Below are 14,450 nucleotides of genomic sequence, written 5' to 3' on the forward strand. Positions count from 1 at the left end.
TTTCCCTTCTCGGGTGTGTGTGCCGGCTCAGCCGACCGGCTTGACCTGGGCCAACGAGTACGCGGTGACCATGCCGAGCAGGTCCGACGGCGACGCGACGAAGCCGGTGAACCTGCTGGAGTTGTGGGCGAACTGGAAGTTCTCCACGTACAGCGGGGTCAGGTACGCCTGCTCGTGCACGACCTTGTCGATGTTCTTGATCTTCTCGACGAAGGCGGCCTGGTCCGTGGTGCCCGCCGCGTCGTTGATCAGGCGGTCCATCTCGTCGGACTTGAGCAGGTTGTAGTTGATGCCGCCCGGGTTGCTGGACAGGTAGGTGCTGCGCAGCTGGTCCATCGGGTTGTCGAAGACACCCCACTGGGTGGCGTCGATGTCGTACTCACCGCTCTTGGTGCGGGCCAGGAACGTGTTGCGCTCCACGCACTCGTTCTCCAGCTTGACCCCGGCCTTGGCCGCGCTCTCCCGGAACAGCTGCACCACCCGGGTGATGTTGGCGTTGGACTGGTCGCAGGCGACACCGAAGGTGAGGCCGTCGAAGAACCCGTCGCCGTCGCCGTCGGTGTAACCGGCCGCCGCCAGCTTGGCCTTGGCCCCCTCCGGGTCGAACGGGTACGGCTGGATATCGGTGTTGTCGTACTCGCTGAAGATCGGCGAGATCGGACCGGCCATCTGCTGGCCGTCGCCCTGCAACACGGACTGGATGATCGCCTTGGTGTCGACCGACATCGACAGCGCCTGGCGGACCTCCTGCTTGGCGAGGTGCTCGTTGGTCATGTTGTAGGTCAGGTGGGCGAAGCCCAGCGCCCCGACCTTGGTCAGCTCGATGTTCTCGTCGCCCTCGAACGACTTGGTGGCCGAGGCCGGGACCGGGTTGCCCATCAGGTCGATGTCGCCGTTGCGCAGCGCCAGCATCATCGTGTTGACGTCCGGGTAGACCCGGTACTCGACCTGGGTCAGGGCCGCCTTGCCGTCGGGCGCCAGGGGGTAGTTGTCGTTGCGCTTCATCACGTAGCGCTGACCCCGGGTGGCGCTGTCGAGCACGAACGGTCCACCACCGACCCAGTCGGAGTCGTTCGCGAACTTCGACAGGTCACCGGCCTGCTCGAAGACGTGCTTGGGCACGATCGACATCCAGAAGCCGACGCCCTCGGCGAACGGCGCGTACGGCTGGGAGAGCTTGAACTTGACGGTCGTGGCGTCCGGGGCCTCGATCGACTCGACCCAGGTGAGCTTCGCGGCCACGTTGCCGAGCTTGTACTCCATGATCTTCTCGGCGCTGAACTTGACGTCCTCGGCCGTCACCGGCTTGCCGTCGGTCCAGGTGAAGTCGTCGCGGAGGTTGAACACGGCGGTCTTGCCGTCGTCCTCGTACCCGTAGTCCTTGGCCAGCTCCGGGGCCTTCTGCGCGTTCTCGTCGATGCGCAGCAGGTGCGGGTACATCGCGTTGAGGATCCAGGAGTCGGTCTTGGACAGCGACTGCAAGGGGTTGAAGTTGGAGACGTCGGTGGTGGTGCCGATGCGCAGGACGGTGCCGGCGCCGTTGGAGGAACCCTCACCGGAGTCGTTGCCCTCGTTGAGGCCGCAGCCGGACAGTGCCAGCGCGGCGGCCGCGCCGACCGCGACGGCGACCCGCCACCGGCCGTGTCGGCGGATGTTTGACGTGCTCACCAGACCTCCTGAAGGACGCGAACGATGTTGCCGCCGATGACCTTGGTGATCTCGTCATCGGAGTAGTCGTGCTTGACCAGCCAGCCGACGATGTTGCTGAAGCACTCGGCCGGGTTCTCCATGCCGGAGACGTACGGCACCCGGGGGTGTTCCACGGCCCCGTGTGCGTTGCTGATCGCCAGGTGCTGGGTGAAGCTGTCGTGCAGCCCGACGTGGTCACCGAAGTTGGTGTCCGGGCCGAAGGCGACGTGGTCGATCCCGACCAGGTCGACGCAGTAGGTGAAGTGGTCCATCACCGACTCGATCGAGTGGTGCGGGTGCTTCTCCGACAGGGTGGTGTGCGGGGCGGCCTCGATGCCGATCACGCCACCGCGCTCGGCACAGGCCCGGATCACCTCGTCGGACTTCATCCGGGGGGTGTTCCAGACGGTGCGGGCCCCGGCGTGGGTGATGAAGACCGGCACCCGGGACGCCTCGACGACCTCCAGGGAGGTCCGGTCCCCGGAGTGGGACACGTCGATGGCGATGCCGAGCTTGTTCATCCGGGTCACCGCGCGCCGACCGAAGTGGGTCAGGCCGCCGTCGGTGACCTCGGAGAGCCCGGAACCGAGCATGTTCGCCTGGCTGTAGGCGATGCCCATCTGCCGGACCCCGAACCCGTAGAGGATGTCGATCCGGTCCAGTTCGTTCTCGATCATCGTGGCCGCCTCAAGCCCGGCCACCAGGGCGAGCCGGCCGTCGCGCTTGGCCGCGAAGATCTCCTCCAGGGTGGTGGCCACCACCACGTAGTCCTGCTTGGCCACGTCGGCGAAGCGCAGACCGATGTCGTAGATGACGTCGTCCCACTTCCAGGCGTGCTCGCTGGTGACGCAGCCGGTGCCGTTCATGAAGTTGTCGAACACGGCGGTCATCCCGGAGCGGGCGAGCCCCTCGAAGCCGAAGGAGTTGCGCCCGGTGCGGTTGTAGTCACGCAGCTCGGTGACGTCGGCCGGCAGGATCTTCGGGTGCTCGTGCAGGGAGATCGCCATCTGCTCGGTGAGCAGCCGGGACACCCGCTGCCGCTGTTCGTCGCTGAGCCCGAGGTCGTGCTCGGGCACCCGGCCGAGCTGGGGGGCGAGGTCGAAGACCTTGTAGTCGACCCGGGGTTCCAGGTAGTCGAACGACCGGTATCCGTCGTATCGGGGGGCTACTTCCTGCACCAACCAGCTCACCTCGGTCCGCTCGGGCCTCTCCCCGCCGGGACGGCGGGAAGAGGCATGAGGATGGAGGTCTGACCTCCTGCCTTGGGGCACGCTATGTGAGCGGCAAACACATTGGGAAGATCCCGTGACCCGACCGTTATCCAACCCGGCCGAATTAACCACACTGCAACGAAGGGCCTGCTCAAGCGGGTGATGCCGGGATCGGCGGAACGGTCGACCTCAGCCCGCCGTACGACGGATCTCGACGCTTCGGGGCGACCCGGGCGACCATGAGCGGCCCGACGACGAAGAACGACACCGTGGGAACGCACCCACCGACCCGGAGAGGTCAGACCAATTGATCGGTGGCCGGGCCACCACCGCGACCCGATCCGGACCGCCACCGCCAGCGAGTCGGGGCCGGGCCGCTACCGCTGCGAGCCGGACCGGGCCGGGCCGCCGGACCGCTACCGCTGCGAGCCGGGCCGGTCCGTCGTAGATTGAGCCCCGTGTCGACCATGATCGAAGCCCTGCGGCGTCACTCCCGTCGAATCCTCCTCGGTGGACTGGGGCTCGCCGCCCTGGCGATCCTGGTCCAGGTGTTCTGGCCCGGAGCGGGGACGATCTTCGAAATCGCCCTCCTGGTCGGTACCGGTCTCGGGCTGGTCGGCGCCGCCGGGATCCTGCTGCCCGTCGGGGACGTACCGGATGCCCCGGTACGAGAGGTACACCCCCCGGTTGCCGGGCGATGGCTGGCCCTCAACAGCCCGGCCACCCGGGTACCCAGCCACGGCACCCGCGGCTACGGCCAGTCCCACGCCATCGATCTGGTCTACGACCCCCTCCCCGAGGAGGGCCACGGCACCCGCCCGGAGTTCGGGGCCGGGCCGGGGATGCGCCCGGCCGAGGACTACCCCGCCTTCGGGCAGCCCGTCCTGGCGATGGTCACCGGCACCGTCGTACGCGTCACCGACGGCACCCGCGACCACCGCAGCCGTACCAGGATCTGGTCGGTGGCCTACCTCTTCGCCGAGGCGGCCTTCCGGGACCTCGCCGGACCGTCGGCGCTCCTGGGCAACCACGTCGTCATCGACGCCGGGGACGGCTCCTTCGCCCTCGTCGCCCACCTGGCCAAGGGCTCGGTCGCCGTACGGGTCGGGGACCGGGTCGAGGCCGGACAGCCGATCGGACGCTGCGGAAACTCCGGCAACACCAGCGAGCCCCACGTCCACGCCCACCTCATGGACCGCGCCGACGCGACGGCCGCCCGGGGCCTGCCGCTGCGCTTCACCGGCATCCGCATCGACGACGGCCCGCCCACCGCCGGGGTCCCCGAGAACGGGAAACACCTGACCACCACCTGACGCCCACCACCTGCCGCCCGACGACCGGCGCCCGGCGACCGGCGACCGGCGACCGGCGCTTCAGCGCCGGAGCGGCGGGGGCCGGTCAGGGCAGGTCGTCGCGGCCCAACTCCCAGCAGGCCACCGCGGTGGCGGCGGCCACGTTCAGCGAGTCCACCCCACGACGCATCGGGATCACCGTCCGCAGGTCACTGGCGGCCATGGCCCCCCGGCTCAGCCCCGGCCCCTCCGCCCCGAACAGCAGGGCCGTCCGGTCCCGCTGGGCGGGGGTGAGCCGCTGGATGGGCACCGCGTCCGGGGCCGGGGTCATCGCCAGCACCGTGAACCCGGCCGCGCGGACCTGCGCCAGCCCGTCCGGCCAGGGCTCCAACCGGGCGTACGGCACCGCGAAGACCTCCCCCATGCTGACCCGTACGCTGCGCCGGTACAGCGGGTCGGCGCAGGACGGGGAGAGCAGCACCGCGTCCACCCCCAGCGCCGCCACCGCCCTGAAGATGGCACCAAGGTTCGTGTGGTTGTTCACGTCTTCGAGGACCACCACCCGACGGGCCGTCTCCAGCACCTGCGGGACCGTCGGCAACGGCCTGCGGTGGAACGAGGCGAGCACCCCCCGGTGCACGTGGAACCCGGTGGCCCGCTCCAGGACGTCGGGGGTCGCCGCGTAGACCGGGGCCGTACCGGTGTCGAGGTCGGCGAGCTGACCCACCCGCTTGGCGTCGACGAGAAACGACCGGGGTGGGTACCCGGCCCGCAGCGCCCGCCGCAGCACCAACTCCCCCTCGGCGATGAACAACCCGTGCGGCGGCTCCCACCGGGTCCGCAGCTCGACGTCGGTCAGGGCACGATAGTCGGCGATCCGGTCGTCGTCCGGGTCGGTGATCTCGTCGACGGGCACGGCGACGATTCTGCCCGACCGCCGTCCGGACGTTCCTTCCGCCGTCGCGGGCGACACGTTCCACCCGACGTCCGGACGTTCCTTCCGCCGTCGAGTGGGACGTAGTGCGCCCGCTGCCGGACGTTTCGCCCGCCGTCGAGGGGGAAGGCGCGCGCCACGGACGACCAGGCGGAAGGGCGGACCCGATGCGGGGCAACCAGGACGGTAGGGGCGCGAACGGTCGACTGCGCCGGAATGCGACTGTCGCCGACCACATCGTGGCCCGGCTCGCCCAGTGGGGCGTACACCGCTACTTCGGCTTCCCCGGGGACGGCATCAACGGGATGACCTCGGCGCTCCAACGCGCCGAGGACCACACCGAGTTCATCCAGGTACGCCACGAGGAGACCGCCGGCTTCGCCGCCGGCGCCCACGTGAAGTACGGGGGCGGCCCGATCGGCTGCGCCCTGGTCACCAGCGGACCGGGCGCGATCCACCTGCTCAACGGCCTGTACGACGCCAAACTCGACCACCAACCGGTGGTGGCCCTGGTCGGCAACACCGCGCTCACCGCCGAGGGCGGCGGCTACTACCAGGAGGTCGACCTGCTCGCCCTCTACAAGGACGTCGCCTCGGACTTCCTGGCCCAACTGGACCACCCCTCCCAGGTCCGACACCTGGTGGACCGGGCCTGCCGCACCGCGCTCGCCCGGCGTACCGTGACCGCCCTGGTCCTGCCCCTGGACGTGCAGGACGAACCGGCGGTCCCCGACCCCCCACACGCCCACGGCTACTACCACACCAGCGCCGTCCCGAGCAGCGCCACCACCGTCCCGCCCGAGGCCGACCTGCGCCGGGCGGCGGAGGTCCTGCGCGGCGGCGAGCGGGTCGCGATGCTCGTCGGCCAGGGTGCCCTCGGCGCCGAGGAGGAGGTACGCCTGATCGCCGACCGGCTCGGTGCCGGTGTCGCGGTGGCGCTGCTCGGCTTCGCCGCGGTCGACCACCGGGAGCCCTGGGTCACCGGGGCGATCGGGCTGCTCGGCACCCGCCCGAGCTGGCAGATGATGCAGGAGTGCGACACGCTGTTGATCGTCGGCAGCAACATGCCGTACTCCGAGTTCTATCCCCCCGAGGGACGAGCCCGCGCGGTGCAGATCGACGTGGACGGCACCCGGATGGGGCTGCGCTACCCGACGGAGGTCAACCTGACCGGCGACGCCGGTCCCACCCTCCGGGCGCTCCGTGCCGCGCTGGGCACCGGAGCGGCCCCGACCCGGTGGCGGGCGGCCATCGGCGAGGCGACGTCGGCGTGGCGGGCCGGTCAGCGGGAGTTGGCCGAACAGGCCGCCCGCCCGGTCAACCCGCAACTGCTCTTCCACACCCTAGACGAGTCGCTACCCGACGACGCGATGCTGGCCGTCGACTGCGGCACCGCCACCGCCTGGTACGCCCGCCACGTCCGGGTCCGCCCCGGGATGCTGGCCAGCCTCTCCGGCACCCTGCTGTCGATGGGCGGGGGAATGCCGTACGCCCTGTCGGCGAAGTTCGCCCACCCGGACCGACCCGTCGTCGCCCTGCTCGGCGACGGGGCGATGCAGATGAACGGGGTCAACGAGCTGATCACGGTGGCGAAGTACTGGCGTCAGTGGGCCGACCCGAGATTCGTGATCCTGGTCCTCAACAACCGGGAACTGGCCTTCGTCAGCTGGGAACAACGCTCCACCGAGGGCAGCCCGATGTTCCCGGACAGCCAGGACGTGCCGGACGTGGCGTACCACCACTGGGCGGAGGTCCTGGGGCTGCGCGGCGAGCTGGTCGACTCCCCCGACCAGGTCCCCGGACTCTGGGACCGGGTCCTCACCGCCGACCGCCCGGTCGTGGTCAACGCGATGGTGGACGCCGCCGAACTGATGCTCCCCCCGCACTTCACAGTCGACCAGGCCCGCAAGACCGCAGCGGCGATCCTGCGGGGCGACACCGACCGGTCCGAGATCATCCGACGCGGCCTCCCCGCCACCATCGCCACCTACCGCCACCACGGCTGACCCAGGGAGATCTTGGAAGCGGACGGCCCCCAGAGGGGCCATTTCCTTCCGGAATCTCTCAGAGCCGGGCGAGGTCGAAGGGCCGGGCAAGGTGGCGGGTGGCGCAGGCGGCGGTCAGGGACAACGATCGGTCAAGGCTCGGGGTCCGGTGGTGTCGGCGTGCCAGAACCGGCAGCCGGTGCCGTCGAGGCGGGCGGCGACGACCTGCCCGGCATGCCGGCGGGCGAGTCGACGTAACGCCGACGTCGGGTCCTGCACCCCGACCGGGTCCACCGTCGTCGGTGCGGGAAGCGGTTGGTGAGCGGAGGTCGGCAGGGTGTCCCGCAGTGTCGGACCGAGGTGGGCGAAGCGGTCCGCGACAGCGGCTTCGACGCTGGGCCACCAGGGTCGACGCAGGTCGAGATCGGACGCCGTGGAGGTGACGTCGACCCGCCACCGCACGCCGTGGAGCCGGTTGGGGTCGTCGGCGTCGCGTCGGTGGTCGCAGGCGACGACGGTGACAGCGAGGTGGAGTCCGACGGCGAGGCGGATCAGCTCGACTGTCGGAGGTGCCGCCGGTGGTCGGGCCAGGACGAGGAGTCGGGCACCGGGCACCCCACGGGCGGCCCGGGTGACGTACCGCCGGGCCGGGTCGTCGCCGCCCGGGTCGGGGGTCTGGGAGTCCGGGCCGGGGCGGGGTGCCTGGGAGTCCGGGCCGGGGGCGGTGTCGGGGTCCGGGCCGGTGAGGGTGCCTTCGAGGAGATCCTGACCGAGGGGGTGCCCGCCGGGCTGGTCGAGCCGGATCAGGTGTTCCGGGCGTACGCCGAACCGGTCGGCGAGACCGGCGGCGCGGTAGTGCTCGCGGAGCTGGAGGATCGGCGTCCCGTCGGGGTGACACCCGACCCGGACGGCCGCCTCCCCGGCGACCCGCCCACCGGCGGTCGACAGTTCGACCGTCGGTTGCCACAGGTGGTGGGTGGCGCGGGTCAGGTCGGTGACCGTCACCGTGAGAGCCGAGTGGATCCGACGGCTGTCCCCGCAGGTCGGGCAGGCACCCTGACCGGGGGCGAACCCCGCCCCGCAGCAGCGGGGGCAGTCCGGGTCCGGGTCGGTGCCACGCACCCGACAGTCGCAGCGGCGTAACCGGTCGCCGGGTCGGCAGTCCGGACATTCGTGGCCCCGAATCGGGGCACCCCACCAGGTCGGATCGGGCGGCTCGGTGACCCGCAGGAGGCGAGGAGTCACGTACCGGACCACCTGCCCGGTGTCCCATTCGTACAGTTCCTCGATCGGGTCGCCCTCACACAGTCGGGTGTGCCACCACCGGCCGTTGCGCCAGATCACCTGCGCTCCGGGTGAGCCTGCGAGGTCCACCCTCAGCCACCGTTCGAGTTCGGCCAGGTCGACGACGGTGGGCGCGGGGAGCATCCCGAGCGACGATCGCACCGTGTACGCGGGCGCGGTCAGCCCGGTCTCACCGAGCCGGGCCGTCGCGGTGACGACTGTCGTGGCGGCGACTGCGGAGGGCAGGTCCACCTCGTACAGGTGAGGGTCGACGGGCACGGTGCCACCGGGCAGCTCGTAACGGACGTCCCAGACCACCCGGCCGTGCTGGTCCCGGGCCTCGACGACAAGATCAACGTGGAGGAGGTTCGCCACCCGGCACAGCTCCCCCAGGTGGCGTCCCGGGTCGGGCGGGGCGGCCGGTGGGACGCTGCGCCCGAGCAGTACCCGCCACGGCGAGTGGTCCCCCCGCGCGAGCGCTTCCGCCTCGATCCGGTGCCGTTCGGCCGCCGGAAGCTCGGGCGCCCAGCTCCGGGGCAACCACACCAGGGTCCCGTCCGGGTCGGGGCCGACCGCCGGGAGTCCGGCCACGTCGACGGCCCCGACCTGCCCGGCGAGCCGGTCCACCACCGGCCGAAGCGGCATCGCCCAGACCCCGTCGGGTCCGCGCTCAACGGTGATCCGGCCTGGTCGAATCCGTTGCGACGCGACAGAACCGGTGTCCACGTTCACCACCGACACGACCAGTTCCGCCCGGCGCACCCCGGTCCGCCCGCACCACAGGCACGGCCGCAGGACGCTCCCGTCACCACGACACAGCCGACAGTCCCGGTACGGTTCGTCCGCGTACCCGGCCCCGTCGACGATGAGCTGGTCGCCGCCGCTGACGCACTCGCACCGCAGCACCGTGTGGGTCAGCCCGGAGCACTCCGGGCACACGATCGTCGGAACCCCGGTCACCGCAGCACCGACCCGTTCCCGCAGGCCCCGTCGTGGTCGGCCCCCAACTGGCACCGCCGGCCACCGGCCATCCTCAGGTCACAGAAGACCCGATGCCGTACGCCCTGGGCGTCCTCCGCCGACACCGTCAGCTCACCCGGGTCGGTCTGCGGAAGTATCCGGGTCCACCGGGCCACCACCCGGGCGAGCCGCTGCGCGGCCCACAGATCCGGGGCGGTCACCGGCAGATGGATGACCCACCGTTCGGTCATCGCTGCCATCCCCGCTCGTTGCGCGCCTGGAACTGCTCCGCCTGCCACCGCCGCAGAGCGTCCCTGGTACGGCTGCTCTCCTCCCGGCTGGCGGCCACCGCGTCGTAGGCGGCGGTCAACTCTGCGGCGACCCGGTCCAGGAACGCGTACACCTCGGCGGGGTCCAGCCCGCGCCGCCCGAACGACGTCCACCCGAACCGCCGCCCCCGCACCTGACCCGGCGGCAACGTCGGACACGCCACCGACCGGTAGCAGGTGGACCACCGGTTCGGCCGTCGCCGACGCGACCGCCGTTGTCGGAGGAAGAAGCGCATTGTTCGGACCCACCTTCACCGTCGGTGCCGCCTGTCGGGGGATGGGTGGGTCCGTCGGCCCGTCGCGCACCGACGGCCCCACCCGGCACCTCCCACCGCAGCCACGACCAGCAAGTACGACAGGAGGGCGCGCACCGCCCCGAGGATCAGCCTCAGGGCCGCAACCACCTCATTAGACTTTGGGCACGCCCATAACGCAATGACTCTCAGCAATCAGCTCGCCGTGTCTTCGACTTAAAAAGGATTGATCTTTAAGGCGCGCCAGATCGAATACAGCCCAGAACACGAGAAGCATGTTTGGATGTACTATCTGGGCGAGACAGACGCCCACAAAGGAGAGGCGATCCACTGGTGACCGAGATCGTGGGTTCCGCACTACTGCGGCGTTACATCGGCCGACGATTGGAGGCGCTGCGCCGTCGAGCCGGGCTCACCCAGGAACAGGCCGCGCTGAAGTTGCAGAAGGGCCGCGCGACGATCGCCCGGATGGAGGACGGCGAACAGGCCGTCCGCTTCCGCGACATCGACGTCAAGGCCATGATGGAGATCTACGGTGCCACTCCCGAGGAGACCGAACACCTCCTCGCCCTCACCGCCGAGACCCGCAACGGCCGCCGCAAGTCCTGGTGGCACGACCGCACCGAGACCGAACTACCCGCTTTCTTCGGTCTCTACGTCTCACTTGAGGACTCCGCCGAAACCATCCGGCAGTACGAGGTCGAACTCATCCCCGGCCTGCTGCAGACCAGGCGTTACGCCGAGGAAGTCCATCGGGTTCCCGCCGACTACGTCGACGACGACGAGCGGCAGCGCCGAGTCGGCGTTCGGATGGAACGACAGGCTCTGTTGTCACGCCCCCGAGCCCCTCATCTCAGTGTCATCCTCAACGAGGCCGTGCTTCGCCGCGTCGTCGGCGGACCGGCGGTGATGACCGAGCAGCTCAAGCACCTACTCGACCTGACCGCACGCGGCAACATCAACATTCGAGTCCTGCCCTTCACTGTCGGACTGCACGCCGGTATGGCGGCGAGCACGCCCTTCGTGCTGCTGGACTTCCCCAGCGACCCGATGAGCAGCGAGCCGCTGGAGCCGCCACTCGCCTACGTCGACACCCTGACCGGGGCGCTTTACCTCAACAAACCAGCAGAGTTCAACGCTTACCAGCTCGTCTGGGAAGACATCGACCGTCATTCGCTCAACGCGAACGAGTCGAAGAAGATGATCACTTCTGCTCTGGAGGCCGTCCGTGACAACTGAAGATCACAACCCCCGCTGGCGTAAGTCGAGCCGGAGCGGCAACGGCAACAACTGCGTCGAGGTCGCCGACAACCTTCCCGACGTCGTCGGGCTGCGCGACAGCAAAGACCCGACCGGCCCCGCCCTCACCTTCGAGCCAGCCGCCTGGTCCCGATTCGTTCAGGGAGTCAAGCAGCACGAACTGGGCTGCTGACCCTCGTACCGCAGGCTGCTGTCCCTTCGGAGGCAGCAGCCGTGCCACTTTTCGGCGATCCTGAAGTCGGGCAGACACGACTTCTTCTGTATCGACGGACCTCATCGGTAGCCTTTCCCTCGACGGCCAACAGGTCAGGGAGTGCAACCGGGTGTTCGAGCACCTGGTCGCCACAGCGGCGAACGCCCGGAAGTCGCGCGACCTGATCCAGGAGGCGATGGCCACGCTATGAGAGGACGACGCCCGTGAACGAAGTCAGCACGACCCCGCTGATCTGGCGGAAGAGCAGCCGGAGTAACGGCTCCGGCAACTGCGTCGAGGTCGCCGACAATTTCCCCGGCGTCGTCGGGCTCCGCGACAGCAAGGACCCGACCGGCCCCTCCCTCACCTTCGAGCCAGCCGCCTGGTCCCGGTTCGTCCTCGGACTCAAGGAACACAACCTGAGCTGCTGATTTCTGCAACTCGGAGGCGCTGTCCGATCCCCGGACAGCGCCTCCGCCACGACCGGGAGTACTACCGGTGTGCGTCCTTTCGAGCTGCCCTCACAAACGGGGCACCTCGAAAGACGGCCGCTGCGGCCCTCGGCCTCCGGCGCGGCACGCGACGGGAAGGCGCTTCTCCCCGCCCGCAGCACCCCTTCTCATAACCGAGGCAGCTCCAGACATCAATGACATGGAATCACTCCGCCTGCGCGGGGGCAGTTGAGGCGATGCTCAACCCGTCCAGCGCGCCGGGGATCACCCCCGCCTGCGCGGGGAACAGGCAACCGTCCGGTCCAGCCAGACGGACAGGCCGGGATCACCCCCGCGTGCGCGGGGAACAGCGCCGCTCTCGCAGCCGCCTCCTCGTCGAGTTCGACACCGACGGCAGCCTCGAACTCGTCTTCCGCAAGCACAAGCTCCTCCCTCTCGGCGAAGGACTCGGCTCCACCGCCGAGGAGCCCCACCTCCACCGGATCGGCCACGCCGGCCAACCCAAGCTCGCCGTTCCGGTCGACGTCTACGGCCTCTGGTCGTTCTCGTGGCGTGACTCTGATCTGTGGCAGGCATGTGTGCTGTACGCGGATGACTCTGAGAACGTGGCAGAAGGCGACGAGCCCTCGAACACGACCCCGCAGGACGTCGCCCAGGACCTAGCCCTCCATCTTCCGCTGATGATTGCCATGGGCTGCGGCTATCTGGACCCCGTACCGAACTGATGGGCTGGCGCAAAGGGAACCGCCGCCAGAAGCAGGTCGAACGGCCGTTCGCGCGGCGGTTGAAGTACGAGAGCGCCAAGGAGGCGCTCGGCAAGATGGTCGAATGGGGCAGCGCCGGAGTGGGCATGCTGGTCGGGCTGGCGGGTGCGAAGTACGGGCTGCCGGTCTCCCCGGGCGTCGCGTCCACCGGTGGGGCGATCATCGGCGGAATGTTGGGTGCCCAGGGCAAGGCCATCGTCGTGGCCAGCCTCGATCATGCTCGCGAACGCCGAGAGAAGCGGCAGTCAGCCAGCACAGCCAGTGGATCCCGTTCGATGGCCCAGCGCCGTACCACCGGTTCCGGCGGTGCCCGCAGCAGCGCGACGCCCGCCGCCACAGTGACACCACTCCCCCGCTCCCGTGCCGCCTCGGCGAGTATCGCCAGGTGATCGGAGGGCTGGACGCTGTCGTCGAACAGCTCAACCGGGCTTCCCGCCAGCTCGCCGAGATCCACCGCGCGATGTGGGCCAGCCAGAACGCGCTCAACGCCGCACTCGCCGGTGGGCGACCGGAAATCGTCCTGGCCCTGGAAGCCCGTCTGACGGCGGCTCGCGGTCACGTCCACGACTCAACCAGCGAACTGGCCGCAGCCGCCGATCACCTGGGCACCTACCGCGCCGCAATCTAATGCCTCGTCACGCAGCTTTGAACGGGTAATCGGGGTGGCAGATCTTGGAGTGGGTCGCGAACCCGGTTTTCGGTCGGGCTCGTTGGTTACGCCATCGGATGTAGGCGCCGATCGCGGCGTCCTGCTCGATGTGGGTGCGGTGGTCGGTGCCGTTGAGGGCGAAGTAGCGCACGGCGGCGAACTCGGCTTCGATCCAGTTCAGCCAGGACGCATACGTCGGCAGGAAGACCAGGTCGACCTGGTTGGCGGCGCACCAGGTGCGAACCTCGGGATGCTTGTGCGGCGAGAAGTTGTCGCAGATCAGGTACAGCCTCTCGGCCGGCCAGCGGCGGCGCACGGTCTTGAGGAAGCTGAGGAACTCATGCCGGCGTTTCCGGTCGCGGATGCGGTAGTGCAGGCGTCCGGTGGCCAGGTCGAGGGCGGCGATCATGTGCCGCACGCCGTGATCGCGGGTGTAGGTGGCCCGTAGTCGCACAGGATGTCCGGCTGGCCGCCAGGCGCGGCCGGGTCGGGGTTGCAGGTTCAACGGTCCGAACTCGTCCACACACAGGACCCGGCCGTCGGCGGGTGGGTGGTCGTAGAGGTCGAGGATCCGGCGCATCTTCGCCGTGAAGTCGGGGTCGGTGCTGGCCTTCCAGGTTTTGGTGGCCTGCCAGGACACGCCGCGCTCGTGCAGGACCCGCCGGACAGTCTCGACGCTGATCGTCGTGACGTAGCCGGCGTCGATCAAGTAGTCGCGCAGCTTGGCCAGGGACCAGCAGGAGAACGGTCGGCCGAGGAAGCGGGGGTCGCACCGGGCGATGACGCAGATCCAGTCACGGGTCTGCTCATCGATCCGTCTCGGTGCGCCCCCGCTCCATTTTGGGGACAGGGCGTCGAACCCCCGCCCGTTGAACGCGTGGATCACGTCCCGCACGTAGTCCTCGCTGGTCTGCAGCAGGTGGGCGATGTCGAGGGCGGGCTGTCCTTGGGCGGACATCAGCACCACGATCGCCCGCCGCAGCTTCACCGGATCCTTCGAGGTCCGGGTGATCCGCTGCAACCGTTGACCCTCGGCCATCGACACCTGCCGGACGAACACCTCCGGCCGTCTACCCACCAGCCACCACCTCCCCAGACAAGTTGCTGGGAGACAGCCTGCCCGATAGATGCTCAGAACCGACGGATTACACGACCAACGTTCAAAGACGAGGCACTAACAGTGAGTAAGCCGCA

The 14,450-nt window shown here is 69.6% G+C and carries 15 protein-coding genes and 1 pseudogene; 9 read left to right on the forward strand and 7 right to left on the reverse strand.

Annotated elements, in window-relative coordinates:
* Positions 1-27: 27 nt before the first annotated feature.
* Together WHN02_RS23320 and WHN02_RS23325 are read right to left on the reverse strand one after the other, a co-directional pair.
* Entirely contained in the window at positions 28-1,668 is a 1,641-nt protein-coding gene (locus WHN02_RS23320; protein ID WP_434740836.1) for an ABC transporter substrate-binding protein, read from the reverse strand.
* Positions 1,665-2,867: a dipeptidase gene (locus WHN02_RS23325; RefSeq protein WP_434744037.1), complete on the reverse strand. Its 1,203-nt coding sequence runs from the start codon at positions 2,865-2,867 to the stop codon at positions 1,665-1,667. Before WHN02_RS23325 ends, WHN02_RS23320 begins: the two co-directional genes overlap by 4 nt.
* A 500-nt stretch (positions 2,868-3,367) precedes the next feature.
* Here WHN02_RS23325 and WHN02_RS23330 point away from each other — a divergent pair, with 500 nt between their 5' ends.
* Positions 3,368-4,213, forward strand: a complete 846-nt coding sequence (locus WHN02_RS23330; RefSeq protein ID WP_434744038.1) for a M23 family metallopeptidase — start codon at positions 3,368-3,370, stop codon at positions 4,211-4,213.
* Between the two features lie 85 nt (positions 4,214-4,298).
* Here the strand turns inward: WHN02_RS23330 and WHN02_RS23335 are convergent, their stop codons facing one another.
* Positions 4,299-5,108 carry a TrmH family RNA methyltransferase gene (locus tag WHN02_RS23335; protein ID WP_434740837.1) on the reverse strand — a complete coding sequence of 270 codons (810 nt, stop codon included), beginning with the start codon at positions 5,106-5,108 and terminating at the stop codon, positions 4,299-4,301.
* Positions 5,109-5,293: 185 nt separating this feature from the next.
* Here WHN02_RS23335 and WHN02_RS23340 point away from each other — a divergent pair, with 185 nt between their 5' ends.
* Positions 5,294-7,132, forward strand: coding sequence for a thiamine pyrophosphate-requiring protein (locus WHN02_RS23340; RefSeq protein WP_434740838.1), 1,839 nt, complete (start codon positions 5,294-5,296; stop codon positions 7,130-7,132).
* A 114-nt stretch (positions 7,133-7,246) separates the two neighbouring features.
* Here the strand turns inward: WHN02_RS23340 and WHN02_RS23345 are convergent, their stop codons facing one another.
* Genes WHN02_RS23345 through WHN02_RS23355 form a run of 3 tightly spaced genes read right to left on the reverse strand, consistent with a single transcriptional unit; the run spans position 7,247 to position 9,920 of the window.
* Positions 7,247-9,355 (reverse strand): hypothetical protein, encoded by a 2,109-nt coding sequence (locus tag WHN02_RS23345; RefSeq protein WP_434740839.1) that lies wholly within the window; start codon positions 9,353-9,355, stop codon positions 7,247-7,249.
* Positions 9,352-9,606 carry a hypothetical protein gene (locus tag WHN02_RS23350; protein ID WP_434740840.1) on the reverse strand — a complete coding sequence of 85 codons (255 nt, stop codon included), beginning with the start codon at positions 9,604-9,606 and terminating at the stop codon, positions 9,352-9,354. Before WHN02_RS23350 ends, WHN02_RS23345 begins: the two co-directional genes overlap by 4 nt.
* On the reverse strand, positions 9,603-9,920 hold the full coding sequence (locus WHN02_RS23355; RefSeq protein ID WP_434740841.1) for a DivIVA domain-containing protein: 318 nt from the start codon (positions 9,918-9,920) through the stop codon (positions 9,603-9,605). Before WHN02_RS23355 ends, WHN02_RS23350 begins: the two co-directional genes overlap by 4 nt.
* Positions 9,921-10,280: 360 nt before the next feature.
* Here WHN02_RS23355 and WHN02_RS23360 point away from each other — a divergent pair, with 360 nt between their 5' ends.
* The 7 genes and pseudogenes from WHN02_RS23360 (at position 10,281) to WHN02_RS23390 (ending at position 13,235) form a co-directional block, all read left to right on the forward strand.
* Positions 10,281-11,177, forward strand: a complete 897-nt coding sequence (locus WHN02_RS23360; protein WP_434744039.1) for a helix-turn-helix domain-containing protein — start codon at positions 10,281-10,283, stop codon at positions 11,175-11,177.
* Positions 11,167-11,370 carry a DUF397 domain-containing protein gene (locus tag WHN02_RS23365; protein WP_434740842.1) on the forward strand — a complete coding sequence of 68 codons (204 nt, stop codon included), beginning with the start codon at positions 11,167-11,169 and terminating at the stop codon, positions 11,368-11,370. The genes WHN02_RS23360 and WHN02_RS23365 overlap by 11 nt, the downstream gene beginning before the upstream one ends.
* A gap of 106 nt (positions 11,371-11,476) precedes the next feature.
* A pseudogene (locus tag WHN02_RS23370) lies at positions 11,477-11,602 on the forward strand (XRE family transcriptional regulator); the annotation flags it as partial.
* 13 nt (positions 11,603-11,615) lie between these two features.
* Positions 11,616-11,822 (forward strand): DUF397 domain-containing protein, encoded by a 207-nt coding sequence (locus tag WHN02_RS23375; RefSeq protein WP_434740843.1) that lies wholly within the window; start codon positions 11,616-11,618, stop codon positions 11,820-11,822.
* 356 nt (positions 11,823-12,178) lie between these two features.
* Entirely contained in the window at positions 12,179-12,568 is a 390-nt protein-coding gene (locus WHN02_RS23380; protein ID WP_434740844.1) for a hypothetical protein, read from the forward strand.
* On the forward strand, positions 12,568-12,996 hold the full coding sequence (locus WHN02_RS23385; protein ID WP_434740845.1) for a hypothetical protein: 429 nt from the start codon (positions 12,568-12,570) through the stop codon (positions 12,994-12,996). Before WHN02_RS23380 ends, WHN02_RS23385 begins: the two co-directional genes overlap by 1 nt.
* Positions 12,993-13,235 carry a hypothetical protein gene (locus WHN02_RS23390; RefSeq protein WP_434740846.1) on the forward strand — a complete coding sequence of 81 codons (243 nt, stop codon included), beginning with the start codon at positions 12,993-12,995 and terminating at the stop codon, positions 13,233-13,235. Before WHN02_RS23385 ends, WHN02_RS23390 begins: the two co-directional genes overlap by 4 nt.
* Positions 13,236-13,242: 7 nt before the next feature.
* On the opposite strand, the gene WHN02_RS23395 is transcribed toward WHN02_RS23390, so the two are convergent.
* The gene (locus WHN02_RS23395; protein WP_434740847.1) at positions 13,243-14,334 is read right to left on the reverse strand and encodes an IS630 family transposase; all 1,092 of its coding nucleotides are present in this window, start codon (positions 14,332-14,334) and stop codon (positions 13,243-13,245) included.
* Positions 14,335-14,450: the final 116 nt, after the last annotated feature.

The organism is Micromonospora sp. SH-82, from assembly GCF_051132485.1.
Taxonomy (GTDB): Bacteria; Actinomycetota; Actinomycetes; order Mycobacteriales; family Micromonosporaceae; genus Micromonospora.

What these genes read in the sequence shown, in the direction of transcription:
- WHN02_RS23330 (WP_434744038.1), top strand. Translation starts at nt 3,368, where the DNA reads ATGATCGAAGCCCTGCGGCGTCACTCCCGTCGAATCCTCCTCGGTGGA.
- WHN02_RS23340 (WP_434740838.1), top strand. Translation starts at nt 5,294, where the DNA reads ATGCGGGGCAACCAGGACGGTAGGGGCGCGAACGGTCGACTGCGCCGG.
- WHN02_RS23350 (WP_434740840.1), bottom strand. Translation starts at nt 9,606, where the DNA reads ATGACCGAACGGTGGGTCATCCATCTGCCGGTGACCGCCCCGGATCTG.
- WHN02_RS23355 (WP_434740841.1), bottom strand. Translation starts at nt 9,920, where the DNA reads ATGCGCTTCTTCCTCCGACAACGGCGGTCGCGTCGGCGACGGCCGAAC.
- WHN02_RS23385 (WP_434740845.1), top strand. Translation starts at nt 12,568, where the DNA reads ATGGGCTGGCGCAAAGGGAACCGCCGCCAGAAGCAGGTCGAACGGCCG.